This is a genomic window from Pseudomonas sp. WS 5027 (genome assembly GCF_012985695.1).
In the GTDB taxonomy this organism is placed as follows: Bacteria; Pseudomonadota; Gammaproteobacteria; order Pseudomonadales; family Pseudomonadaceae; genus Aquipseudomonas; species Aquipseudomonas hygromyciniae.
Genome location: NZ_JAAQWU010000030.1, coordinates 1 through 20,802, shown reverse-complemented (window position 1 = coordinate 20,802; position 20,802 = coordinate 1). Strand labels below are relative to the sequence as shown.

22 protein-coding genes are annotated in these 20,802 nt (G+C 61.6%); 15 read left to right on the top strand and 7 right to left on the bottom strand.

Going from position 1 to position 20,802, the window contains the following annotated elements:
* The first annotated feature begins 9 nt into the window (after nucleotides 1-9).
* The 5 genes from HBO09_RS26110 (at nucleotide 10) to HBO09_RS26090 (ending at nucleotide 4,413) form a co-directional block, all read left to right on the top strand.
* Nucleotides 10-537, top strand: a complete 528-nt coding sequence (locus HBO09_RS26110; protein WP_169998458.1) for a GNAT family N-acetyltransferase — start codon at nucleotides 10-12, stop codon at nucleotides 535-537.
* Nucleotides 538-542: 5 nt separating this feature from the next.
* Nucleotides 543-1,076 carry a GNAT family N-acetyltransferase gene (locus HBO09_RS26105; RefSeq protein ID WP_169998460.1) on the top strand — a complete coding sequence of 178 codons (534 nt, stop codon included), beginning with the start codon at nucleotides 543-545 and terminating at the stop codon, nucleotides 1,074-1,076.
* On the top strand, nucleotides 1,073-1,378 hold the full coding sequence (locus HBO09_RS26100) for an urease subunit beta (RefSeq protein ID WP_169998463.1): 306 nt from the start codon (nucleotides 1,073-1,075) through the stop codon (nucleotides 1,376-1,378). The genes HBO09_RS26105 and HBO09_RS26100 overlap by 4 nt, the downstream gene beginning before the upstream one ends.
* A gap of 111 nt (nucleotides 1,379-1,489) precedes the next feature.
* Nucleotides 1,490-3,190 (top strand): urease subunit alpha, encoded by a 1,701-nt coding sequence (ureC, locus tag HBO09_RS26095; RefSeq protein WP_169998466.1) that lies wholly within the window; start codon nucleotides 1,490-1,492, stop codon nucleotides 3,188-3,190.
* A 95-nt stretch (nucleotides 3,191-3,285) separates the two neighbouring features.
* Nucleotides 3,286-4,413, top strand: coding sequence for a HAMP domain-containing sensor histidine kinase (locus HBO09_RS26090; RefSeq protein WP_169998469.1), 1,128 nt, complete (start codon nucleotides 3,286-3,288; stop codon nucleotides 4,411-4,413).
* 237 nt (nucleotides 4,414-4,650) lie between these two features.
* Here the strand turns inward: HBO09_RS26090 and HBO09_RS26085 are convergent, their stop codons facing one another.
* Nucleotides 4,651-5,595 carry a DnaJ C-terminal domain-containing protein gene (locus HBO09_RS26085; protein ID WP_169998472.1) on the bottom strand — a complete coding sequence of 315 codons (945 nt, stop codon included), beginning with the start codon at nucleotides 5,593-5,595 and terminating at the stop codon, nucleotides 4,651-4,653.
* Between the two features lie 271 nt (nucleotides 5,596-5,866).
* Between HBO09_RS26085 and HBO09_RS26080 the strand changes: the two genes are divergently transcribed.
* Nucleotides 5,867-7,135, top strand: coding sequence for an Hsp70 family protein (locus HBO09_RS26080; protein ID WP_169998475.1), 1,269 nt, complete (start codon nucleotides 5,867-5,869; stop codon nucleotides 7,133-7,135).
* A 136-nt stretch (nucleotides 7,136-7,271) separates the two neighbouring features.
* Here the strand turns inward: HBO09_RS26080 and HBO09_RS26075 are convergent, their stop codons facing one another.
* The 3 genes from HBO09_RS26075 to HBO09_RS26065 all read right to left on the bottom strand — a co-directional run bounded on the left by HBO09_RS26075 (nucleotide 7,272) and on the right by HBO09_RS26065 (nucleotide 9,788).
* Complete coding sequence (locus tag HBO09_RS26075) at nucleotides 7,272-8,285, bottom strand: AI-2E family transporter (protein ID WP_169998477.1); 1,014 nt, start codon at nucleotides 8,283-8,285, stop codon at nucleotides 7,272-7,274.
* A gap of 343 nt (nucleotides 8,286-8,628) precedes the next feature.
* Nucleotides 8,629-8,928 carry a PsiF family protein gene (locus HBO09_RS26070; protein WP_169998480.1) on the bottom strand — a complete coding sequence of 100 codons (300 nt, stop codon included), beginning with the start codon at nucleotides 8,926-8,928 and terminating at the stop codon, nucleotides 8,629-8,631.
* 71 nt (nucleotides 8,929-8,999) lie between these two features.
* Nucleotides 9,000-9,788 carry a helix-turn-helix transcriptional regulator gene (locus HBO09_RS26065; protein ID WP_169998482.1) on the bottom strand — a complete coding sequence of 263 codons (789 nt, stop codon included), beginning with the start codon at nucleotides 9,786-9,788 and terminating at the stop codon, nucleotides 9,000-9,002.
* Nucleotides 9,789-9,885: 97 nt separating this feature from the next.
* On the opposite strand from HBO09_RS26065, the gene HBO09_RS26060 reads away from it, so the two are divergent.
* Nucleotides 9,886-10,764, top strand: a complete 879-nt coding sequence (locus HBO09_RS26060) for a DMT family transporter (protein ID WP_169998485.1) — start codon at nucleotides 9,886-9,888, stop codon at nucleotides 10,762-10,764.
* Here the strand turns inward: HBO09_RS26060 and HBO09_RS26055 are convergent.
* A complete protein-coding gene (locus HBO09_RS26055; RefSeq protein ID WP_169998487.1) occupies nucleotides 10,761-11,651 on the bottom strand; it encodes a triacylglycerol lipase in 891 nt (296 codons plus the stop codon). The genes HBO09_RS26060 and HBO09_RS26055 overlap by 4 nt on opposite strands.
* 175 nt (nucleotides 11,652-11,826) lie before the next feature.
* Here HBO09_RS26055 and HBO09_RS26050 point away from each other — a divergent pair, with 175 nt between their 5' ends.
* Nucleotides 11,827-12,357, top strand: coding sequence for a ferritin-like domain-containing protein (locus tag HBO09_RS26050; RefSeq protein WP_169998489.1), 531 nt, complete (start codon nucleotides 11,827-11,829; stop codon nucleotides 12,355-12,357).
* 112 nt (nucleotides 12,358-12,469) lie between these two features.
* Here HBO09_RS26050 and HBO09_RS26045 read toward each other — a convergent pair whose 3' ends face one another.
* Nucleotides 12,470-14,539: an AsmA family protein gene (locus HBO09_RS26045; protein ID WP_169998491.1), complete on the bottom strand. Its 2,070-nt coding sequence runs from the start codon at nucleotides 14,537-14,539 to the stop codon at nucleotides 12,470-12,472.
* Between the two features lie 368 nt (nucleotides 14,540-14,907).
* Between HBO09_RS26045 and HBO09_RS26040 the strand changes: the two genes are divergently transcribed.
* Both HBO09_RS26040 and HBO09_RS26035 read left to right on the top strand, forming a co-directional pair.
* The gene (locus HBO09_RS26040) at nucleotides 14,908-15,246 is read left to right on the top strand and encodes a hypothetical protein (protein WP_169998493.1); all 339 of its coding nucleotides are present in this window, start codon (nucleotides 14,908-14,910) and stop codon (nucleotides 15,244-15,246) included.
* A 152-nt stretch (nucleotides 15,247-15,398) separates the two neighbouring features.
* Nucleotides 15,399-16,031, top strand: coding sequence for a TetR family transcriptional regulator (locus HBO09_RS26035; protein ID WP_169998495.1), 633 nt, complete (start codon nucleotides 15,399-15,401; stop codon nucleotides 16,029-16,031).
* 5 nt (nucleotides 16,032-16,036) lie between these two features.
* On the opposite strand, the gene HBO09_RS26030 is transcribed toward HBO09_RS26035, so the two are convergent.
* Entirely contained in the window at nucleotides 16,037-16,558 is a 522-nt protein-coding gene (locus tag HBO09_RS26030) for a C40 family peptidase (protein WP_169998497.1), read from the bottom strand.
* A gap of 310 nt (nucleotides 16,559-16,868) precedes the next feature.
* Here HBO09_RS26030 and ureE point away from each other — a divergent pair, with 310 nt between their 5' ends.
* From ureE to HBO09_RS26005, 5 genes are all read left to right on the top strand, one after another.
* On the top strand, nucleotides 16,869-17,369 hold the full coding sequence (ureE, locus tag HBO09_RS26025; RefSeq protein ID WP_029300785.1) for an urease accessory protein UreE: 501 nt from the start codon (nucleotides 16,869-16,871) through the stop codon (nucleotides 17,367-17,369).
* Nucleotides 17,366-18,040, top strand: a complete 675-nt coding sequence (locus HBO09_RS26020) for an urease accessory protein UreF (RefSeq protein WP_169998499.1) — start codon at nucleotides 17,366-17,368, stop codon at nucleotides 18,038-18,040. Before ureE ends, HBO09_RS26020 begins: the two co-directional genes overlap by 4 nt.
* Nucleotides 18,041-18,049: 9 nt before the next feature.
* Entirely contained in the window at nucleotides 18,050-18,664 is a 615-nt protein-coding gene (gene ureG, locus HBO09_RS26015; protein ID WP_029300789.1) for an urease accessory protein UreG, read from the top strand.
* A gap of 22 nt (nucleotides 18,665-18,686) precedes the next feature.
* Nucleotides 18,687-19,259: a HupE/UreJ family protein gene (locus HBO09_RS26010; protein ID WP_169998501.1), complete on the top strand. Its 573-nt coding sequence runs from the start codon at nucleotides 18,687-18,689 to the stop codon at nucleotides 19,257-19,259.
* A gap of 175 nt (nucleotides 19,260-19,434) precedes the next feature.
* A complete protein-coding gene (locus tag HBO09_RS26005; protein WP_169998511.1) occupies nucleotides 19,435-20,556 on the top strand; it encodes an AGE family epimerase/isomerase in 1,122 nt (373 codons plus the stop codon).
* The last annotated feature ends 246 nt before the right edge of the window (nucleotides 20,557-20,802 follow it).

Below are 20,802 nucleotides of genomic sequence, written 5' to 3'. Positions count from 1 at the left end.
GGCCCGACCATGCTCCTACTTCGTGACGCGGTGCACGGCGACCTGCCGGCGATCCGGGATATCTACAACGATGCCGTGCTCAACACCACGGCGATCTGGAACGACCAACCGGTGGACCTGGGCAATCGCCAGGCCTGGTTCAGTGCACGCCAGGCGCAGTTCTATCCGATCCTGGTGGCGGTGGAGGCAGAGCAAGTGGTCGGCTATGCCTCGTTCGGCGACTGGCGGCCCTTCGACGGCTTTCGCCATACCGTCGAGCATTCGGTGTACGTGCGCAACGACCAGCGCGGCAAAGGCCTGGGCCCGCTGCTGATGCAGGCCCTGATCGAACGCGCCAGGGCCTGCGACAAACACGTGATGGTCGCCGCCATCGAAAGCGGCAACCAGGCCTCGATCCGCCTGCATGAGCGCATGGGCTTTGGCATCACCGGGCAGATGGCCCAGGTGGGCACCAAGTTTGGCCGCTGGCTGGACCTGACCTTTATGCAACTGATGCTCAACCCTGGCGCCCAGCCGCCGGCGGTTCACAAGGAGTAACAGCGATGAGCGCCGCCCAACTGCGTCGAGTGAATACCGAAAGTTTTGCCCATTACCGCCAGGGCTTGATTGAGCTGTTGCTGGACGCCGTGCAGCACGGCGCATCGGTGGGTTTCATGGCCGATCTCGACGCAGCCCAGGCCCGCGACTATTTCGACGGCGTACAGGCCGGTGTCGAGGACGCCAGCCTACTGCTGTGGGTGGTGGTGCGCGAAGAACAGGTGCTGGCCAGCGTACAACTGGCGCTGTGCCAGAAGGCCAACGGCCTCAACCGTGCCGAGGTGCAAAAGCTGCTGGTGCGCAATGACGCCCGACGCCACGGCCTGGGCCAGCAATTGATGAGCGCCCTGGAGCTGTGCGCGCGCCAGCACAAGCGCGGCCTGCTGTACCTGGACACCGAAGCCGGCTCCCCCGCCGAAGCCTTCTACCAGGCGCTGCGCTACACCAAGATCGGCGAGCTGCCGGACTACTGCCAAAGCCCGGACGGGCGCTACAGCCCGACCGCCATCTACTACAAGACCCTGGGGCAACCTGCATGATTCCTGGCCAATTCCAGATCCAGCCTGGCGACATCGAACTGAACGTGGGCCGGCGCACGTTGAGCCTGAGCGTGGCCAACAGCGGCGACCGGCCAATCCAGGTCGGCTCCCACTATCACTTTTTCGAGACCAACGACGCGCTGACCTTTGATCGCGCCCTGAGCCGCGGCATGCGCCTGAACATCCCGGCGGGCACGGCGGTGCGCTTTGAGCCGGGGCAGAGCCGCGAGGTGGAACTGGTGGAACTGGCGGGGTTGCGCCGGGTGTTCGGGTTTGCCGGGAAGATCATGGGTGATCTTTAGGGCCTCATCGCAGGCAAGCCAGCTCCCACATGGGAATGCATTTCAAATGTGGGAGCTGGCTTGCCTGCGATAGCGGATTCACATTCAACACAAATTCTTCAGGACACTCCTATGAAAATCAGCCGCCAAGCCTACGCCGACATGTTCGGCCCCACCGTCGGTGACAAGGTCCGCCTGGCCGATACCGAGCTGTGGATCGAAGTGGAACAGGACTTCACCACCTACGGCGAAGAAGTGAAGTTCGGCGGCGGCAAAGTTATCCGCGACGGCCAGGGCCAGAGCCAACTGCTGGCCGCCGAAGTGGTCGACACAGTGATCACCAACGCGCTGATCATCGATCACTGGGGCATCGTCAAGGCCGACGTGGGCCTGAAGAACGGGCGTATCGCCGGGATCGGCAAGGCCGGCAACCCGGATATCCAGCCCGGCGTAACCCTGGCCATCGGCGCCAGCACCGAAGTGATTGCCGGCGAAGGCATGATCCTCACCGCCGGCGGCATCGACACCCATGTGCACTTCATCTGCCCGCAGCAGATCGAAGAAGCGCTGACCAGTGGCGTCACCACCATGATCGGCGGCGGCACCGGGCCGGCCACCGGTACCAATGCCACCACCTGCACCTCGGGCCCGTGGCACCTGGCGCGCATGCTGCAGGCCAGCGATTCGTTCCCGATGAACATCGGTTTTACCGGCAAAGGCAACGCCAGCCTGCCTGAGCCTTTGATCGAACAGGTCAAGGCCGGGGCGATTGGCTTGAAGCTGCATGAAGACTGGGGCACCACCCCGGCAAGCATCGACAATTGCCTGAGCGTGGCCGACGAATACGATGTGCAGGTGGCGATCCACAGCGACACCCTCAACGAGTCCGGTTTTGTCGAAACCACCCTCGCCGCACTCAAGGGCCGCACCATCCACACCTATCACACCGAAGGCGCCGGCGGCGGGCATGCGCCGGATATCATCAAGGCCTGTGGCTTCGCCAACGTGCTGCCCAGCTCCACCAACCCGACCCGGCCGTTCACCCGCAATACCATCGACGAGCACCTGGACATGCTGATGGTCTGCCATCACCTGGACCCGAGCATCGCCGAAGACGTGGCCTTCGCCGAAAGCCGCATCCGCCGCGAAACCATCGCCGCCGAAGATATCCTGCACGACCTTGGCGCATTCTCAATGATCAGCTCCGATAGCCAGGCCATGGGCCGTGTGGGCGAGGTGATCATGCGTACCTGGCAAACCGCCGACAAAATGAAAAAACAGCGCGGGCCGCTGCCGGGGGACGGAGCAGGCAACGATAACTTCCGCGCCAAGCGCTACATCGCCAAGTACACCATCAACCCGGCGATCACCCATGGCATCAGCCATGAAGTGGGCTCGATCGAAGTGGGCAAGTGGGCCGACCTGGTGCTGTGGCGCCCGGCGTTCTTCGGGATCAAGCCCACGTTGATTCTCAAGGGCGGGGCGATTGCTTCAAGCCTGATGGGCGATATCAACGGCTCGATTCCTACGCCGCAGCCTGTCCACTACCGCCCGATGTTCGCCAGCTTCGGCAGCGCGCTGCACGCCACCAGCCTGACGTTTATCAGCCAGGCTGCGCTGGCCGAGGGCCTACCGCAAGCCTTGGGCCTGAAAAAGCAGATCGGGGTGGTCAAGGGTTGCCGCCAGGTGCAGAAAACCGACCTGATCCACAACGACTACCTGCCGCAGATCGAGGTCGACCCGCAGACCTATCAGGTCAAGGCCGATGGCGAGTTGTTGTGGTGCGAGCCTGCGGATGTTTTGCCGATGGCCCAACGATACTTTCTATTCTGACCGTTCATCGGCATTAACCCTACGTGCCAGTGAAGCGAAGAGGCGTAAGGCGCTACGATGCGCGTCTTTACTGTCTTGCACTTGGGAACCTGGCTATGGGCCTATCCGAATTCATCGTGTTGCATGCCGAGCGAATCGTCGATGAGTGGGAGCAGTTTGCCGAAACGTTGACCCCGGCGGCCGACAGCCTGAACCGCACGCAACTGCGCGACCATGCCCATTCGATGCTGCTGGCCGCCGCGCGCGACATGAATACCCGCCAAAGCGCCGCCGAACAGGCGGCCAAGGCCAAGGGCGAAGGCCCGGAGAAAACCCCGAGCCTGGACGAAGCCGCCGCCAGCCATGGCGAACTGCGCCATACGGTGGGCTTTGACCTGGTGCAGATGACCTCCGAATTCCGTCACCTGCGCGCTTGCGTGATCCGGTTGTGGGTCGACAGTCTGGAATCGCCGGACCTGGCGTATTTCCAGGACATGATCCGCTTCAATGAGGCCATCGACGAGGCCCTGGCCGAATCCACGGCGGCCTACGCTGAGCAGGTCATTCGTTCACGGGATATTTTCCTCGCCATCCTCGGCCACGACCTGCGTGCACCGTTGCAGGCGGTAAAGATGTCCACCGAGATGCTGTTGCGCAAGGTGCCGTTGGACAGCAAGGGCTTGAGCCTGGTGGGCAACATCCAGAATGGCGCCCGGCACATGGGGGCGATGATCAGCGACCTGTTGGAGTTTGTACGCAGCCGGCTGGGCAGCAGCCTGCCCATCGAACCCAAGCCGATGAACCTGGCCGATGCGGCGAAGGCGGCCATCGACGAAGCGTGCGCGGGCCGGCCGGATGGCCAGGTTCACTTGCGTATCGCCGGGGACACCCACGGGCAATGGGATCGCGGGCGGATCAATCAACTGTTGCAGAACCTGATCGGCAATGCGTTGCAACATGGCCTCAGCAGCCAGGCCGTGACCCTGAGCCTCAACGGCACGCCCGACAGCCTGGAATTGAGTGTGCATAACTACGGCAAACCGATCCCCCAGGCAGCGCTGGGCACCGTCTTCGACCCACTGGTGCGCAGCGCCAATGAAGAACTGGGCGGCACCTCGACCAGCCTCGGGTTGGGGTTGTTTATCGTCAAGGAAGTGGTGCAGGCCCATCGGGGCACGATTGAAGTGACCTCCAGCGAGGCGGCGGGCACCACATTTACCGTGGTGCTGCCGCGCCAGAGCTAATGCAATTGTGGTGACTAGTGGGCTTGTTGTGATGAGTGGGCTTGTTGTGGCGAGCGGGCTTGCCCCGCGCTGGGCTGCGAAGCAGCCCTATCCCCTAACACTGAGGTGTCTCTGGAAGAATGCAGTGACTTTATTGGGGCTGCTTCGCAGCCCAGCGCGGGGCAAGCCCGCTCGCCACAACAAGCCCACTCATCACAACAAGCCCGTCTGCCACAACAAGCAAGCCCGCTCGCGCCGTTAGCGGCCCCAGTTTTCCCGCGGATCAAAATCGGCCTTTTTCGCCAGCTCCTGCCACAACGCCTTGACCTCGTCGTCGCTGCTTTTAGGCATCACGGCCTTGAGCTGCACAAATAGATACCCGCGTTGCCCGGCCTTGTTCAGCAAGCCATGGCCCTTGGCGCGCATGCGCTGGCCATTCTGGCTGCCGGCCGGGACCTTGAGGTTGATCTTGCCGGTCAACGTCGGCACCGCGACTTCCGCGCCCAACGCCAGCTCCCAGGGTGCCAGGGGCAGGTTGATGATCAGGTTTTCGCCGTCGACTTCGAATTTGGGATGCGGCGCAAACTTGATGATCAGGTACAGGTCGCCATTGGCCCCACCGCCAATCCCCGGCGCGCCCTGGCCCTTGAGGCGGATGCGTTCGCCATCGGCCACGCCGGCCGGGATCTTCACGTTCAGGCTCTTGGTGGTGTTGCTGACGTGCTGGCCCGCCGCGTTGTATTGCGGCACCTGGAAGCTGATCGCCTTGGACTCGGTAGACAAGGTCTCTTCCAGGAACACTGGCAGCTCCATCTCCACATCCTGGCCGCGACGGCCGGGGCTGCGCCCTTGGGCGCCGCCAAAGCCGTTGCCACGGGAGCCAAAGATCGAGCTGAAGAAGTCCGAAAACTCGCCCGTATCCTGGCCACCGCCAAACCCGCCACGGCTCTGCCAGCCTGGCGGCCCCTGGAAGGGTTGACCGTGCTGACCATAGCGGCGCAACTCGTCGTACTCGGCGCGCTTGTCGGCACTTTTCAGCGCTTCATAGGCTTCCGAAGCATCCTTGAACTTCGCTTCCGCGTCTTTTTCCTTGCTGACGTCGGGATGATACTTACGGGCCAGCTTGCGATAAGCGGCCTTGATCTGCTTGTCATCGGCCGTCGGCTCGACACCAAGAATCTTGTAATAGTCTTTGAAATCCATGGGGCATCACCATCCGTTATCGAGATCGCACGGTCGGGCCCTGCCTGCCGGGGCATCGCGGGGCGATTCGAGGTGCGTCAGAAAATTATCGGCGGCTTGCAGGACAAACTTGATCCTTTCGACAGCCACCAACCGTATGCACAGGAGTTGGGGGCAAAGAGCCGACCTTTCAAGGTAACAAGTCTGCTGTATTTAGCGGATAGTCGGCCTACGCATCTGCACGCGAGTGACATACACTGCGCGGCCGTTTTTTAACCGGAACCTGTTAGACATGAACAACACCTCCCCAGCCCGTGCCTGCGGCATCGACTTCGGCACGTCCAACTCCACTGTCGGCTGGATCCGTCCCGGCATGGAAACGCTTATCGCGCTGGAGGACGACAAGATCACCCTGCCGTCAGTGGTGTTCTTCAACTTCGAAGAGCGCCGCCCGGTCTATGGCCGCCTGGCGTTGCACGAGTACCTGGAAGGCTACGAAGGCCGCCTGATGCGCTCGCTCAAGAGCCTTTTGGGCTCCAAGCTGATCAAGCACGACACCAGCGTGCTGGGCACGGCCATGCCGTTCAAGGACCTGCTGGGGCTGTTTATCGGCCAGCTCAAGAACCGCGCCGAAGCCGCCGCCGGCCGTGAGTTCGAGGAAGTGGTACTGGGCCGCCCGGTATTCTTCGTCGACGACGACCCGATGGCCGACAAAGAGGCCGAAGATACCCTGGTAGACGTGGCCCGCAAGCTCGGTTTCAAGGAAGTTTCGTTCCAGTACGAGCCGATTGCCGCGGCCTTCGACTACGAGTCCACCATTGAAAAAGAAGAGTTGGTGCTGATTGTCGACATCGGCGGTGGTACGTCCGACTTCTCCCTGGTGCGCCTGTCGCCTGAGCGACGCCAGCACGACAACCGCCACGACGACATTCTCGCCACTGGCGGTGTGCATATCGGCGGTACCGACTTCGACAAACAGCTCTCGCTGGCCGGCATGATGCCGCTGTTCGGCTACGGCAGCCGCATGAAAAGCGGCGCCTACATGCCCACCAGCCATCACATGAACCTGGCCACTTGGCACACCATCAACTCGGTGTACTCGCAAAAATCCCAGATTGCGTTGGGCAGCATGCGCTACGACATCGAAGACACCGGTGGCATCGACCGCCTGTTCAAGTTGATCGAACAGCGCGCCGGGCACTGGCTGGCGATGGAGGTGGAAGAAACCAAGATCCACCTCACCCACGACGACAGCCGCCATGTGCCGCTGGACCGGGTAGAACCAGGCCTGAGCGTGGAACTGAGCCGTGCCCTGTTCGAGTCCTCCATCGACAACCTGCTGGAACGGGTGCGCAACAGCGTGACCCAACTGCTCGACGACGCCTCGGTGGACGTGGCCCAGGTCGACACGGTGTTCTTCACCGGCGGCTCCAGCGGCATCCCGGCCTTGCGCCAAAGCATCTCGGCGATGCTGCCCAATGCCCAGCATGTGGAAGGTAATATCTTCGGCAGCATCGGCAGTGGGTTGGCGATTGAGGCCAGTAAGCGCTACGGCTACTGATCTTTAGTTAAGACCGTGGTGCGCCCTTCGCGAGCAAGCCCGCTCCCACATTTAGACCGAGTTCCACCTTGGGAATGCAGTCTAAATGTGGGAGCGGGCTTGCTCGCGAAAGGGCCAGTCCAGGCCCCCTCAATCCTCAGACCATCCCGCCCAGCTTCAACTCACTCTTCAAATACGCATAGTAGATCGGCCCCGCCACCACGCCCGGCAGGCCGAATGCGGCTTCAAACACCAACATCGCCAACAGCAACTCCCACGACTTGGCACTGATCTGCCCGCCGACGATGCGTGCGTTGAGGAAATACTCGACCTTGTGGATCACAATCAGATAACCCAGCGCCGCCACCGCCACCCAGATCGACATCGACAACGCGACGATGGTGATCAGTGTGTTGGACATCAGGTTGCCGATCACCGGCAGCAGGCCCAGCAGGAAGGTGAGGACGATCAGGGTCTTGGTCAGCGGCAGGTGAATCCCCGCCAACGGCAGCACCACCGCGAGGAATATCCCGGTGAACACGGTGTTGAGGGCGGCGATTTTGATTTGCGCGAAGACGATGTTGCGAAACGCCTGGACCAGCAGGTGCAGGCGGTCGAACAGCGCCGCGGCCAGGGGTTTGCGTTTGGTCAGGTCGGGGACCCGTTGCAGGGCGATGATTGCCCCCAGGACCATGCCGATCAGCAGGGTCACGAACATATGCGCCGCGTCCTTGCCCACCAGTTGCAGTTCGCTCAGGTGTTTGCTCAACCATTCGCCGATGGCTACGCGAAACTCGGCGGCACTGGCCGGCAGGTAGGCGTCGAGAAACGGCGGCAACTGGCCGCGCGCGCGGTCGACCACACCCATGAATTTATCCAGGGAAGCCCCGGGGTTTTCCGCTTCGTGCAGCAAAAAGCTGATAGCGCCGGCGAAGATCAGGGTCAGCACGCTGACAATCACAGTGCCGAGCAATGCCACCGCCAGCCAACGGGCGCGTCGGCCCTCGATCAGGCGCTGCAGCTGCGGGGTGAGCATGTTGACCAGTTCGAAAACCAACAGGCCGGCCAACAGGCTGGGCAGCAGTTTTAACGGTAGGACCAGCAACAAGCCGCCGAAAATGATGATGTAGCTGGCCAGCAACAACACATGACGCGAAGAAAACGTTGGCATACAGCCTCTAAACGAACGGCGTTAAAGGACATGTAGGAGCGGGCAAGCCCTAATGCCGTTCAGTTAAGCCTTTTTGTAGGAGCGAGCTTGCTCGCGAAGAACTTGAGAGCGCCGTGTTTACCTAGCAAACACGCGTTATCGTTGACGTCCTTCGCGAGCAAGCTCGCTCCTACAGAAAGCAGAATCCGCTTAACTGAACGGCATTAGGGCTTGCCCGCGAAAAACGTCCAGACAACCCGGTCATCCAGAGTGCCGGCGTTATCGTCAACGTTCTTCGCGAGCAAGCTCGCTCCTACAGGGTAAGGGCTGTGCGAGTGTCGCAGCCTTAGGTAGTCCGGGGCTATTAATTCTTCAGGCAGGTGCTCATAAAGGTTTTACGCGCATCGCCGGTCAGCGCCTTGGTTTTCGCCGACGCGTTGCAGTCCTTCATTTTTTGCTGCTGCGGGGTCAGGGTCTTGGCGTCGTTGGCGGCCGGGGCCGAGAGGCAGGTTTTCATGAAGGCCTTGCGCTCGTCGCCCTTCAAGGTCTTGGTGGAGGCTTCGGCGTTGCAGGTGGTCATTTTGTTTTGCTGGGCAGTGGCCGCAAACCCTTGGGAACAGAGCAGCAGACCGATCATCAACAACGGAATACGCAACATCTTCATGGAGTTTTCTCCCTGTTACCACGCCGAGGGGCGCGGCCTCCCCTGCAGTGTAGACAAAGCCTGTTACACCTTCACCTGCTTCGTAGATTCGTTCGCCGATACTGCTCCGGTGTGCTGCCGGCCTGGCGCTGGAACATCGCAATAAACGCCGAGGCGGTGCTGTAGCCCAGGTCAAAGGCCACTTCCTGCACGCTGCGGCTGCTTTCCAGTGCTTCGATGGCCGCCAGAAAGCGCAGGCGCTGGCGCCACTCGCCAAAGCTCATGCCCAGTTCGCGGGCAAATTGCCGGGCCAGGGTGCGTTCGCTGACGTGCACCTGCTGGGCCCACTGCGCCAGTGCGCGGTTGTCTCCAGGCTCAGCCTGCATGCCTTCGAGTACGCTGAGCAGGCCGGGACTGCTGGCATAGGGCAGGAAACAATCGTGCACCGGCGCCTGGCGCAGTTGGTCTACCAGCACTTGGGCCAGGCGCACGTCGGCTTCGTTGGCGGGGATGTTGACATCGCGCTCGGCAAAATCACTGAGGATGGCCTTGAGGATGTTGCTGATGGTCAGGGTGCAGGGTTGCGCAGGCAATTGCTCGCACAGCGACGGCGCCAGGTACACCGAGCGGTAGACAATCGCCTGGGCGTTGTAGGAACTGTGCTGGGTGTTGGGCGGGATCCACACCGCGTATTGCGGTGGCGACATAAACCGGTTGCCGCCCACTTCAAAGCGCATCACGCCACGGGCCGAGTAATCCAGGGAGCCCCAGGCATGCTGGTGGCGGGAGGCGCGGCTGTCGGCGGCAAATTCCGAGTAGCGAAAGTACACCGGGGCCGGCAGTACATCGAAATCGGGCAGGTTGATGTAGGTTTTGGACATGTTGTCTGGATCCAAAGGTGGCTTGGCCGGATCGAAGTATAGGCTTCGATCCAGACAAAGGATAATCAACCCTCACTAACGTTCCTGGTTCCTTGCAATGCAATACGCTTATCCGCTGCTGGCCATCTTTATCTGGGCCGGCAATACCGTGGTCAACAAACTCGCCGTGGGCTCGATTTTCCCCGCCGAGATCGGTTTTTATCGCTGGTTGCTGGCCGCCATCCTGTTTACCCCGTTCATGCTCAAGCCGGTCATCGCCAACTGGGCACTGATTCGCCCCAACCTGGGCAAGATCGCCGTGCTTGGCGTGCTCGGCATGGCGGTCTACCAGAGCCTGGCGTACTACGCCGCGAGCCTGACCAGCGCCACCAATATGGGGATCATCCTCTCGCTGATGCCGTTGATGGCCCTGACCGCGGCCATTATCAGCCTTGGCCAGCGCCTGACCTTTGGCGCCCTGACCGGTGCGGTACTGTCGTTTGCCGGGGTCGCGGTGGTCGTATCGTCCGGTAGCCTCGGCGCGCTGCTGCAACACGGGGTGAACCTGGGTGACGCGATGATGCTGGTGGCCACCCTGGCCTATGCGATCTACAGCACCCTGCTGAAAAAATGGCAACTGCGCCTGCCGCCGCTGGTGTTGCTGTATTTGCAGGTGTTGGTGGCGGTGGTGGTGCTGTTTCCGCTGTTCCTGGCCTCGGACAAGGTCGGCCTGGGCCCGTCGAATATCGGCCTGGTGGTATACGCCTGCCTGTTGGCCTCGATGATCGCGCCACTGGCGTGGATGCATTCGGTGAAAAACCTGGGACCGAGCCGGACCACGCTGTTTTTCAATCTGCTGCCGTTGATCACTGCGCTGATTGCCGCGGTGGTGCTCAAGGAGCAGTTGGCGCTGTATCACTTGGTGGGAGGTGTGCTGACGTTGGGTGGGGTGATTTTGTCGGAGCGCTGGACGACGCCGGTCAGGCGCGCTGCCTAGACCCCGGCCGCCTTCAGCCGCTGCGCATGCTCGACAAACAGGCGGATCGGTTCGGCGCCCTTGCCCACCAGGCCCAGGGACTGATTGACGATATCGAAATGGTCCAGCGCATAGTCATCGCCGATCACCGTGCCCAGGTGTGAGCTGTAGCGCCCGACCATGCCGTCACACTGGCCCTTCTCCTTGACGAAGGTCCGCGCAAACAGCCGGCAACTGCGGTTTGTGCCGTCCAGCAGGTTGCGCCCGCGATCGGTTTTGCCCGGCTGCAACGTGCCGGACCAGGAGTAATAGCGCACACCGTTCACTTCCTCGGCGCCCTGCCCGCCCCAGGTGTCTGGCAGGCCTTGGGGGTACTGGCGATTGAACAGCGCCACCCCCTCGCTGGTCAGGGATTGATGGGAGGCGTGGATGTCCGCCGCAAAACGCGGGCCGCGATAACCGGTTTCGAGCAGGCCCATCACCATGCCCACCAAGCGCAACAGCGCACTCATGACGCGGCCCTTGGCGCTGTCGGCCGGGTAGTGGGTGTGCAGGTAGTCCGCCAACTCCGACCCGTGGTTGGGCCCGGCCACCGAAGTGACCGAGGCCACCCATTCCGGGCGCTTGGCCGCAGCATAACGGGCAGTGAGCGATCCCTGGCTATGGCCGATCAGGTTGACCTTGTCGGCGCCGGTCTGGCGGCGTATCTGCTCGATCTGCACCAGCAACTGCTCGCCGCGCACCTCACTGGAGTTGAGCGGCGCCACCTGCACCGCAAACACCTGCGCCCCGCCGGCACGCAAGGCCGGGACGATACCGTACCAGTAGGGGTACAGCAGCAGCCGCACAAACCCGAGCATGCCCGGCACCAGGACCAGGGGATAACGTGTAGCCAATGTCTGCGCCATGGCGGCGAACATCCTTGAAAGGGGCGATTGAGCTGATCCTAGACCAGCCCTGGGGCAATCGATATGACACCCGGCAACATCCGATAAAACTTTTTGCGCCGCGCAGCACTCACAACTTTGAGCGATCACACCCCGAGAGTGTGGCGCAAAACCGGATTAGCCTCAGGAGATTGAAATGACCGACAAGCATCTGTCTGACGTAAGCACCCTTCGCGAACGTGCGCGCAAGAATGTGGAAAATGGCGCAGTGACCGAAGGCTACAGTGCCGACCGCGAAGAGATCCTGCGCCTGCTCAATGAATCGCTGGCCACCGAACTGGTCTGCGTCTTGCGCTACAAGCGCCACTACTTCATGGCCAGCGGCCTGAAAGCCAGCGTCGCCGCCGATGAGTTCCTGGAGCACGCCAATCAGGAGCTGGAACATGCCGACAAATTGGCTGAGCGCATCGTGCAACTGGGTGGTGAGCCCGAGTTCAATCCGGACTTGCTGTCCAAGAACTCCCACGCCCAATACGTGGCCGGCAAGACCTTGAAGGAAATGGTCTACGAAGACCTGGTGGCCGAGCGCATCGCGGTGGACAGCTATCGCGAGATCATTCAGTACATCGGCGAGAAAGACCCGACCACCCGCCGGATCTTTGAAGACATCCTGGCGCAGGAAGAAGAGCACGCTGACGATATGGCGGACATTCTCAAAGACCTGTAAGCCTGCCAGCAGCACTCACTAATGTGGGAGCGGGCTTGCTCGCGAATGCGGTGTATCAGTCAACATATTCATCACTGATCTACCGCATTCGCGAGCAAGCCCGCTCCCACATTTAGCCCTTCACAGTTTTCGGCGCCTTGCCTTCCCTCATCTGCTGCAACAATGGCACGCACTGGTTCGGCTCATCCCCGCTGGGCGCCACCAGCGCCAGCAAGCCCGCCGCAGGTGCGACGATCACACCCAGCGCCACCATGCCCGCGCCACGTAGCAACAGCGGTACTGTCTTGACCCCGGCATTGGGCTTGATGAACGGCCCGTTGACGTACAACGGCGAACGCAGTGAGAACAAGCGAAAGCCCTTGGACTCTGGCGTGATCGTCAGGTCCAGTTGTTCGCTGGCCATGTTTGCGGTGCCATCGATATAGATGATCGCGTTCTCGGTATCGAACACAAACAGCCGGCTGGTGGCCAGGCCGGTCTTGATCCCGAAGTCTGCCGCCGCGCAGTTGATCTTCACTTCCTTGTCGCCAAACAGCTTGCCGATCACATAGTTGCCCACGTTCAACCCGGCAATTTCCATCAGGCTGCGGCTGATCGCGCCGTCGTTGATGAGCATTTTCAAATCGCCATTGGCACTGCCCAAGAGCGCCGCCACCGAGTTGCCGCGCCCGGCGATATCCGCGTCGCCGTTTAGCTCGCCGAAGCTGGTTTTCATCGGTTCGAAGGTGGGGAAAAGTTGCTTGAGCTTGAAGTTGCGCGCCGTCAGTTTCGCTCGGCCTTCCAGCGGGGTGATGCGGCCATTGAGGCGGATCTGCGCATCCAGCTTGCCGCCCGCCACGCCGAAACGCAGGGGTTCGAGGCTCAGTTGGCCATCGTTGAGCACCAGGTGGGTGTAGAGGTCGGTAAAGGGCAGTTCGGCGCTGTGGACGATGCGTTTGCCGGTGAACTCCACATCGGCGTCCATATCGCGCCAGCGCTCGGTGCGGAACTCCTCCACGGGCAGCACTTTGGTTGCCGGTTGCTTGCTTTCACCGCCACGGGCCTTTTGCTTGGCGTTGGAGTCAGCGCCGATCAGCGGCGCCAGGTCGGCCAGCAGCAGTTGATTGGACACCAGCGCGCCGCTGAGCTTGGGCCGTGGCTGGCTGGCGACATAGGCGAGGTCGCCGTGGATATCGCTGTTGCCGATCTTGCCGTTGAAGTTTTCATAGCGGAACGACGCGCCGCCGGCTTCATGCAACTTGGCGATCAAGCGACCATCGGTGGAGTAGGCCGGCGAATCCGGCAGGGTCACGCCGGTCAGCGGGTAAAGGTTGCCCAGGCTGGTGCCGGACAGTTTCAGGCGCAGATCCAGGGCGCCGAGGTTCAGAGGGTCGGTCAGGGTGCCGGCCAGGGCGATGCTGGTATCACCGACTTTTGCCTGGGCCTGCAGGGGGAATGGCTTGGCCGCGTCTTGCAAGGCCAGCAGCCCGCCGATCTTGCCGCTACCGGCCAGTTTCTGCCCGTGGTACTGGCCGCTGACCTTGAGGCCGAACGCATAGTCCTGGGGGGTGGCGCCCTGCTCCAGGGCTTTTTTTGCATCGCCCTCGCCGACGATCTCACTGAACGCAATCGGCTTGCCCAGGGGGTCGATCAGCACATCGAGGCGGGTCTTGAGGGTCTGGTCGTCGAGAGTCACATGGCCCTTGTCGAAGCCAATGGCGCCGATATCCACCACCCAGTTGGACGGTTCGGCATTCGGGTCCTTGGGATCAAACTTGAACACCCAGTTGGCGCGGCCATCGGCCAGGCGCTGCAACTCGGCGCTCGGCTGCGTCAGGTCGATACGCGGGATCACTACGCGCTGGGCCAGCAAGGCCAATGGCGAGATGCGCAGTTCGACGCGTTTGAGGGTGACCATCTGCGGCTGTTTCGACCACTCGGGGTTGCCCAGGCTCAAATCCTCGGCCACCACATGGGGCCACGGCACCCAGGCCCGCCAACCGCCCTCGTCCGGCTCGCGCTGCCAGACCACAGCCAGGTTGCCATTGATGGCAAAGGCGCGGTGCAGCTCTTCAGAAACTTTGGCATTGATTTGCGGCTTGATCCGGTTCCAGTCGAAGAACACCAGGATCAGTACGACTGCGGCGATTAACAGAGCGAAGCAGGCACTGCTCCAGGCGAGAATTTTACGAGTGCGCGTCATTGCACAGGGCTCCTGATTACGACTGCGCGTGCCACCGGCAACGCGCGCAAGGACTAAAGCTTATATGGCTACGACTGGCAAATGGCCTGGGGGTTTAACCGCCGTGTGGAATTAACCGCGAAAAGCACTTTTCCTGACTCATCCGCCAGCTTCTTTGATCGACGGCGCACCGTTGTTACCCATCCTCGTGTCGAAAATACCCACCTCGGTGCAAACGCCCGTGCTTGAGAGCCGCGAGTTAGAGCCTCAGCGCAGAACAATCAATTCTGTTGATTATTACCATTGTGTTTATGAACTTTTATATCGAGTTATCGAGAGTAGCATTGGCTCCGTACCCACTTTATCGCCCTCCCAAGGAGCAACTCATCATGAAACGCCAATTACTGCTCAGTGTTGCACTCTCCGTCCTGGCCACCAGTGCTTTTGCCCTGCCAGCCGCAGAACAAGCCATTCCACAAATCAAATCTGACGCTGCACACATCAGCCAGACCGTTGCCGAAGGTGGCCGTGATCGCCTGGAACAAAAAGGCCTGGTTGAAGGCGGTTCCGAGCGTCTGCAACAACGCGAATTCGTTGCCGAAGGTGGCCGTGATCGCCTGGAACAAAAAGGCCTGGTTGAAGGTGGCTCAGACCGTCTGCAACAACGCGAATTCGTCGCCGAAGGCGGTTCCGACCGTCTGGATGAAATGCATAAAGCAACGAGCTAAGCCGGTGCTGGCCCTGAAAAAAGCCCGATCCCCTGAGATCGGGCTTTGACTTTGTGCAACCGGCAGCACCTTTGTCCTGTTTCAAGTTCGACGCCGGCAAAGTTGTTTTGCTAGAGTGCGTCGCTGTCCTTGTCTACAAAGCCCACCCGCCCATGCTCCCCCGCGCCGAACAGAAGCAACAGACCCGCCTTGCCTTGATGGACGCAGCCCGCCATCTGATGGAGGGTGGCCGAGGGTTTGGCAGCCTGAGCCTGCGCGAAGTGGCCAAGAGCGCTGGGATCGTGCCCACCGGTTTTTACCGACACTTTGCCGATATGGACCAACTGGGCCTGGTGCTCGTCAGTGAGGTCGGCCAGACCTTCCGCGCCACCATCCGCCTGGTACGCCACAACGAATTCGTCATGGGTGGCATCATCGACGCCTCGGTGCGCATCTTCCTCGATGTGGTGACGGCCAACCGTTCGCAATTTTTGTTCCTGGCCCGCGAACAATACGGCGGCTGCCTGGCCGTGCGCCAAGCCATCGGCGCCTTGCGCGAAGACATCACCTCGGACCTGGCGGCCGACCTGACGCTGATGCCCAAACTCCAGCACCTGGATGCCGAGGGCCTGCATGTGATGGCCGACCTGATCGTCAAGAGCGTGTTCGCCACCCTGCCCGACATCATCGACCCGCCCGCCGCTGCCCTGCCGGCGCACCTGACGCCACAGGCCAAGATCACCCAGCAACTGCGCTTTATCTTTATCGGCCTCAAGCACTGGCAAGGTCTGGGCAGCACCGAGTAAAGCGATCAACGCACCGCGTGGAAACGCTTGGCCGTGGTGTAGTTTTTCTTCCAGTAATTGTTGGCCAGCGAGTCGATGCGCACGCTCTTGCCCTTGCGCGGCGAGTGAATAAATTTACCCTCGCCCACATACAGGCCGACATGCCCGATCTGGCGACTGCCATTGGCCCGGAAAAACACCGCATCGCCGGGTTGCAGCGCGTTGCGCTTGATCGTCGCCGCCGTTGAACGGTGCATCGCCGCCGTGGTGCGCGGGATGACAATGTTGGCTTCGGTCTTGAACAGATAGACCAGCAAGCCGCTGCAATCAAACCCCTGCTCCTGGGAGGTACCGCCCCAGGTGTAGGCGGTGCCCAGCAATTGATGGGCGCGGTCGATCACGTTCTCGATGGTCGGCTGCGGCACGGCCTGCAGCGAGGAACCGAACGGCGCCAGGCCAGTGTTGTCGCGCTTATTGAAGTTGGCCGAGGCCGATGAAGTGATGCCAAACAGACCGACAAGAACGACACATAAAAGTGACTTGAACATAATGAACGTCGCAATGGATTAAACACGGGGCGAAATCCTAGTAAAACGACGCGTAGCATGATGAACGGAAAATCTAAGATGCTCGTAGGACAAATCCCAAAACATCAATACTGATAAATACGCCACGTTCAAATCGCCCAATTCGGGTGCCCGCCCGCCCCATCGCGCACCATATTGGCTCACTCTAGCCCAGCCCCCTTGCCCCGTTTAGTGGCGCAACGCCCCGCACCTACGGCGTTTTCCTACATCCAGCCTGGTTGGCAAGCCCCTTGCTCTAGCCTGTTTATCGCTCATAGCTGGAAGCTTCCCGATGTTGGTGATCCACCGCAAAATTGCGCCCCAATCCACCTGGGCTGCGGAGTTGCTGCTGAACTTCGAGGCCCGCAGCAAAAGCCGCCTGCGCTGTTTCAGTGCCGAGGGCGAAGACGTCGGCCTGTTTTTGGAGCGCGGCCAGCCGCCGCTGCATGATGGTGAGTTCCTACAGGCTGAAGACGGACGTGTCGTACGTGTCTGCGCGCGTCCTGAACAACTGCTGCACGTCACCTGTAGCAGCGCCTTCGAGTTGACCCGTGCGGCCTATCACCTGGGCAACCGTCATGTGGCCCTGCAAGTGGGTGACGGCTGGCTGCGCCTGCTCGATGACTACGTGCTCAAGGCCATGCTCGAGCAATTGGGCGCCCATACCCAAACCCTCGAAGCGCCGTTCCAGCCAGAGCACGGCGCCTATGGTGGCGGTCATCATCACTCGCGCCATGGTGATGAAGACTTCAACTACCCGCCCAAACTGCACCAGTTCGGCGTGCGCCTGTGAACCCGGCCTGGGCGCTGCTGCGTCTGGCCAGTCCGCAATTGCCGATTGGCGGCTACAGCTACTCCCAAGGCCTGGAAATGGCCGTGGACAACGCCCGTGTCAGCAATGCCGCCAGCGCCCGACGCTGGATCAGCGACCAACTGTTGCTCAACCTCGCGCGCTTTGAAGCGCCGCTGCTGCTTGCCCATTGCCAGGCCGCTGCGGACCAGGACTGGGAGAGACTGCGCCAACTGTGTGAAGAACACCGCGCCAGCCGCGAAACCCGTGAGCTGTTCCAGGAGAGCCGGCAAATGGGCTACTCCCTGCAACAACTGCTCAACGGCCTGCCGGAGCTGGATGAGCCGGCCCGCCGTTTTCTCGACGCTACCCACGAACCCCATCTGGCCCTGGGCTGGGCACTGGCTGCACGCGCCTGGGCGATCAGCCCCGACGATGCCCTGGCCGCCTGGCTGTGGAGCTGGCTGGAAAACCAATTGGCGGTGCTGATGAAGACCCTGCCCCTGGGCCAACAGGCCGCCCAACGCCTGACCAGCGAACTGCTGCCGTTGCTGCAACAAGCCCAGCAGGACGCCCGCCAGCGCGATCCCCATCATTTTGGCAGCGCCGCGTTCGGCCTGTCCCTGGCATGCATGGCCCACGAGCGCCAGTACAGCCGCCTGTTCCGTTCCTAGGAGAGCCCCATGAACACACAACCCCTGCGCGTCGGTATCGGCGGCCCCGTTGGCTCCGGCAAGACCGCCCTGACCCTGGCGCTGTGCCTGGCCCTGCGTGATCGCTACAACCTGGCGGTGGTCACCAACGATATCTATACCCGCGAAGATGCCGACTTCCTGGTGCGTAACCAGGCGCTGGCACCCGAGCGCATCATTGGCGTGGAAACCGGCGGCTGCCCGCACACGGCCATTCGCGAAGACGCGTCGATCAATCTGGAAGCGGTGGACCAGTTGAACCGGCGTTTTCCAGGCCTCGACCTGATTCTGGTGGAGTCGGGCGGCGACAACCTGTCGGCTACCTTCAGCCCCGAACTGTCGGACCTGACCATCTACGTGATCGATGTGTCGGCCGGCGACAAGCTGCCGCGCAAGGGCGGGCCGGGGATCTGCAAGTCGGACCTGCTGGTGATCAACAAGATTGACCTGGCACCGCTGGTCGGCGCCTCGCTGGAACTGATGAACAGCGACACCCAGCGCATGCGCGGCGGCAAGCCGTTTGTCTTCAGCAACCAGAAAACCGGCGTCGGCCTGGAAGAAATCGTCGCCTTTATCGAACGCCAAGGCCTGCTGAGCGCAGCCTGATCCCCTTACCAAGGAGCTGTTTATGAGCCTCAACAAACTGTTTGCCGCCGCCACCCTGCTACTGGCCCCGGCCCTGGCCTTTGCCCATCCGGGTCATGGCGACAATGGCCTGGTGGCCGGTATCAGCCATCCACTCGGCGGGCTCGACCATTTGCTGGCGATGCTGGCCGTCGGCCTATGGGCGGCGCAGCAACAAGGCGCAGCGCGTTGGGCGCTGCCGTGTACTTTTGTCGGCACCATGCTGCTCGGCGGCGTGTTGGGTTTTGAAGGGTTGGCCCTGCCGGCCCTGGAAAGCGGGATTGCTGCGTCGGTGCTGGCCCTGGGCCTGGCGGTGGCCTTGGCGATTCGCCCGCCGGTGGCGATGGCCGTGGTTGCCACAGCCGTGTTTGCCCTGTTCCATGGCGTGGCCCATGGCCTGGAGCTGCCGGACATGACCAGCCCTTGGGCGTATGCGGCCGGGTTTGTCGGGGCCACTGCTGTGCTGCACGCCGCCGGTTATGCCGTGGTGCGCTTGCTGCCAGCAGCCGCTGCGCCGCTGGTGCGGGTGGCGGGGGCGGCTTCGGCGGCGACTGGGGTTTGGTTGCTGGCGGGCTGAATCATGCAGTGCCTGTAAGGCACTCATCGCAGGCAAGCCAGCTCCCACATTTGAACGGATTCACCATTCAAAAATGTGGGAGCGAGCTTGCCCGCGATAGCGCTCGCAAAGACACCACCGATCACAAGCCTGCTACCATGCGCGGCAAACACCCCTGCCGTGACGACGCCAGCCGATGCCCATCGCTCCAAGCTCTGCCAATAAGCCTCAATTGAACGCTGTGCTCACGCACTTCAACGACCTGATCGTGCCGCTCTGGCAGGGTCCTGGCTGGAATGCCGAGCTGGCGTTGCCCTATGAGGCGCTGGATGCCGATCACCGTCCTTTGCCCCCCCAACGCTACCGCGCCATGGCCTGTGCCCGGCAGTTGTACGTGTTTGCCAGCCTGATCGGCGAGCCGGGCAAGGATTTTGCCGAAGAACGTGCAGCGGCATTGTTTCGCTCGCTGCAGCGGCACTTTCACGACGCCGAGCATGGCGGCTGGTTCTACAGCATCGACCCCCACGGCAAGCCGCTGGACAAGCGCAAAGACCTGTATACCCACGCGTTTATCATCTTCGCCTGCGCCCATTACTGGGCCAAGGTCCGTGAGCCACTGGTGGAGTCGGTGCTCAATGCCGCCCTGGAAGTCGTCGCCGAACGCTTTGCCACGGGCGACGGCCTTTATGAAGCGGTAGTGGAGCGCAACTGGTCGTCCCTCAAGTCCGGCCCGCTGCAGAACCCGCTGATGCATCTGGCCGAAGGCTTCCTCGCCACCCTCGCGGTGCGTGAAGACGCGGCGGTGCAACAGGCCCTGCTGGCATTGGCGACGGCCATGCAGCAGCGTTTCATCGAACGCCAGCATGGCGTGATGATGGAGAAGCCGCTGGGCGCTGTGGATAACTGGTTCGAACCGGGGCACCAGTTCGAGTGGTTCTTCCTGCTCGAATCCTCGCCCGTACTGCGCGGCACAGCGCTGCATGCGTCGCTGAGCCGGGCATTTGCCTATGCCGAGCAAACCGGTGTGGATAACTTGAGCGGCGCCGTCAGTGGCATGTTGGCGCTGGACGGTACCGTGCGTGACGGCACCCAACGCATCTGGGCCCAGGCCGAGTATTTGCGCGCGCTGACGCTGCGGCCAGGCAGCGAAGCGGTGCTGGAGCGCCAGTTGCTGGCGTTGCAGCAGCATTTCTTGCATGCCAGGGGCTGGAATGAATGCCTGGATGCCAAGGGTGAGGTGAGCCGGCGGGATATGCCTTCGACTACGCCCTACCATTTGGCGACGTGCTATCAGGGCCTGATCGAATTTTTCGGCTGATCTTTGCTGCCCTATCGCAGCATAGGTATCACACAACTTTCAGAAACTGACGAACTCCCCCGTGGCGAGCGGGCTTGCCACAACTGCGCTATCTGCCTGGATTTAGGCGTTGCGGCAAAGTTATGTAGATACCTATGCCTGCGATGGCCTCACCGCGGTCTAACTGACTATCCGGCAATCCACTTGCGATCGCCGGTAAAGCTGATGGTCAGCCAACGCGCCTTGTCCGCCGCGCCCAGCCCTGTG

Bases quoted from the DNA above. Each gene is read 5' to 3' on its own strand.
- HBO09_RS26050 (WP_169998489.1), top strand. From the start codon at position 11,827: ATGACCGACAAGCATCTGTCTGACGTAAGCACCCTTCGCGAACGTGCG.
- HBO09_RS26065 (WP_169998482.1), bottom strand. From the start codon at position 9,788: ATGTCCAAAACCTACATCAACCTGCCCGATTTCGATGTACTGCCGGCC.
- HBO09_RS26060 (WP_169998485.1), top strand. From the start codon at position 9,886: ATGCAATACGCTTATCCGCTGCTGGCCATCTTTATCTGGGCCGGCAAT.
- HBO09_RS26045 (WP_169998491.1), bottom strand. From the start codon at position 14,539: ATGACGCGCACTCGTAAAATTCTCGCCTGGAGCAGTGCCTGCTTCGCT.
- HBO09_RS26035 (WP_169998495.1), top strand. From the start codon at position 15,399: ATGCTCCCCCGCGCCGAACAGAAGCAACAGACCCGCCTTGCCTTGATG.
- HBO09_RS26105 (WP_169998460.1), top strand. From the start codon at position 543: ATGAGCGCCGCCCAACTGCGTCGAGTGAATACCGAAAGTTTTGCCCAT.
- ureC (WP_169998466.1), top strand. From the start codon at position 1,490: ATGAAAATCAGCCGCCAAGCCTACGCCGACATGTTCGGCCCCACCGTC.
- ureG (WP_029300789.1), top strand. From the start codon at position 18,050: ATGAACACACAACCCCTGCGCGTCGGTATCGGCGGCCCCGTTGGCTCC.
- HBO09_RS26090 (WP_169998469.1), top strand. From the start codon at position 3,286: ATGGGCCTATCCGAATTCATCGTGTTGCATGCCGAGCGAATCGTCGAT.
- HBO09_RS26030 (WP_169998497.1), bottom strand. From the start codon at position 16,558: ATGTTCAAGTCACTTTTATGTGTCGTTCTTGTCGGTCTGTTTGGCATC.
- HBO09_RS26010 (WP_169998501.1), top strand. From the start codon at position 18,687: ATGAGCCTCAACAAACTGTTTGCCGCCGCCACCCTGCTACTGGCCCCG.
- HBO09_RS26040 (WP_169998493.1), top strand. From the start codon at position 14,908: ATGAAACGCCAATTACTGCTCAGTGTTGCACTCTCCGTCCTGGCCACC.
- HBO09_RS26055 (WP_169998487.1), bottom strand. From the start codon at position 11,651: ATGGCGCAGACATTGGCTACACGTTATCCCCTGGTCCTGGTGCCGGGC.
- HBO09_RS26110 (WP_169998458.1), top strand. From the start codon at position 10: ATGCTCCTACTTCGTGACGCGGTGCACGGCGACCTGCCGGCGATCCGG.
- HBO09_RS26075 (WP_169998477.1), bottom strand. From the start codon at position 8,285: ATGCCAACGTTTTCTTCGCGTCATGTGTTGTTGCTGGCCAGCTACATC.
- ureE (WP_029300785.1), top strand. From the start codon at position 16,869: ATGTTGGTGATCCACCGCAAAATTGCGCCCCAATCCACCTGGGCTGCG.
- HBO09_RS26005 (WP_169998511.1), top strand. From the start codon at position 19,435: ATGCCCATCGCTCCAAGCTCTGCCAATAAGCCTCAATTGAACGCTGTG.
- HBO09_RS26085 (WP_169998472.1), bottom strand. From the start codon at position 5,595: ATGGATTTCAAAGACTATTACAAGATTCTTGGTGTCGAGCCGACGGCC.
- HBO09_RS26080 (WP_169998475.1), top strand. From the start codon at position 5,867: ATGAACAACACCTCCCCAGCCCGTGCCTGCGGCATCGACTTCGGCACG.
- HBO09_RS26100 (WP_169998463.1), top strand. From the start codon at position 1,073: ATGATTCCTGGCCAATTCCAGATCCAGCCTGGCGACATCGAACTGAAC.
- HBO09_RS26070 (WP_169998480.1), bottom strand. From the start codon at position 8,928: ATGAAGATGTTGCGTATTCCGTTGTTGATGATCGGTCTGCTGCTCTGT.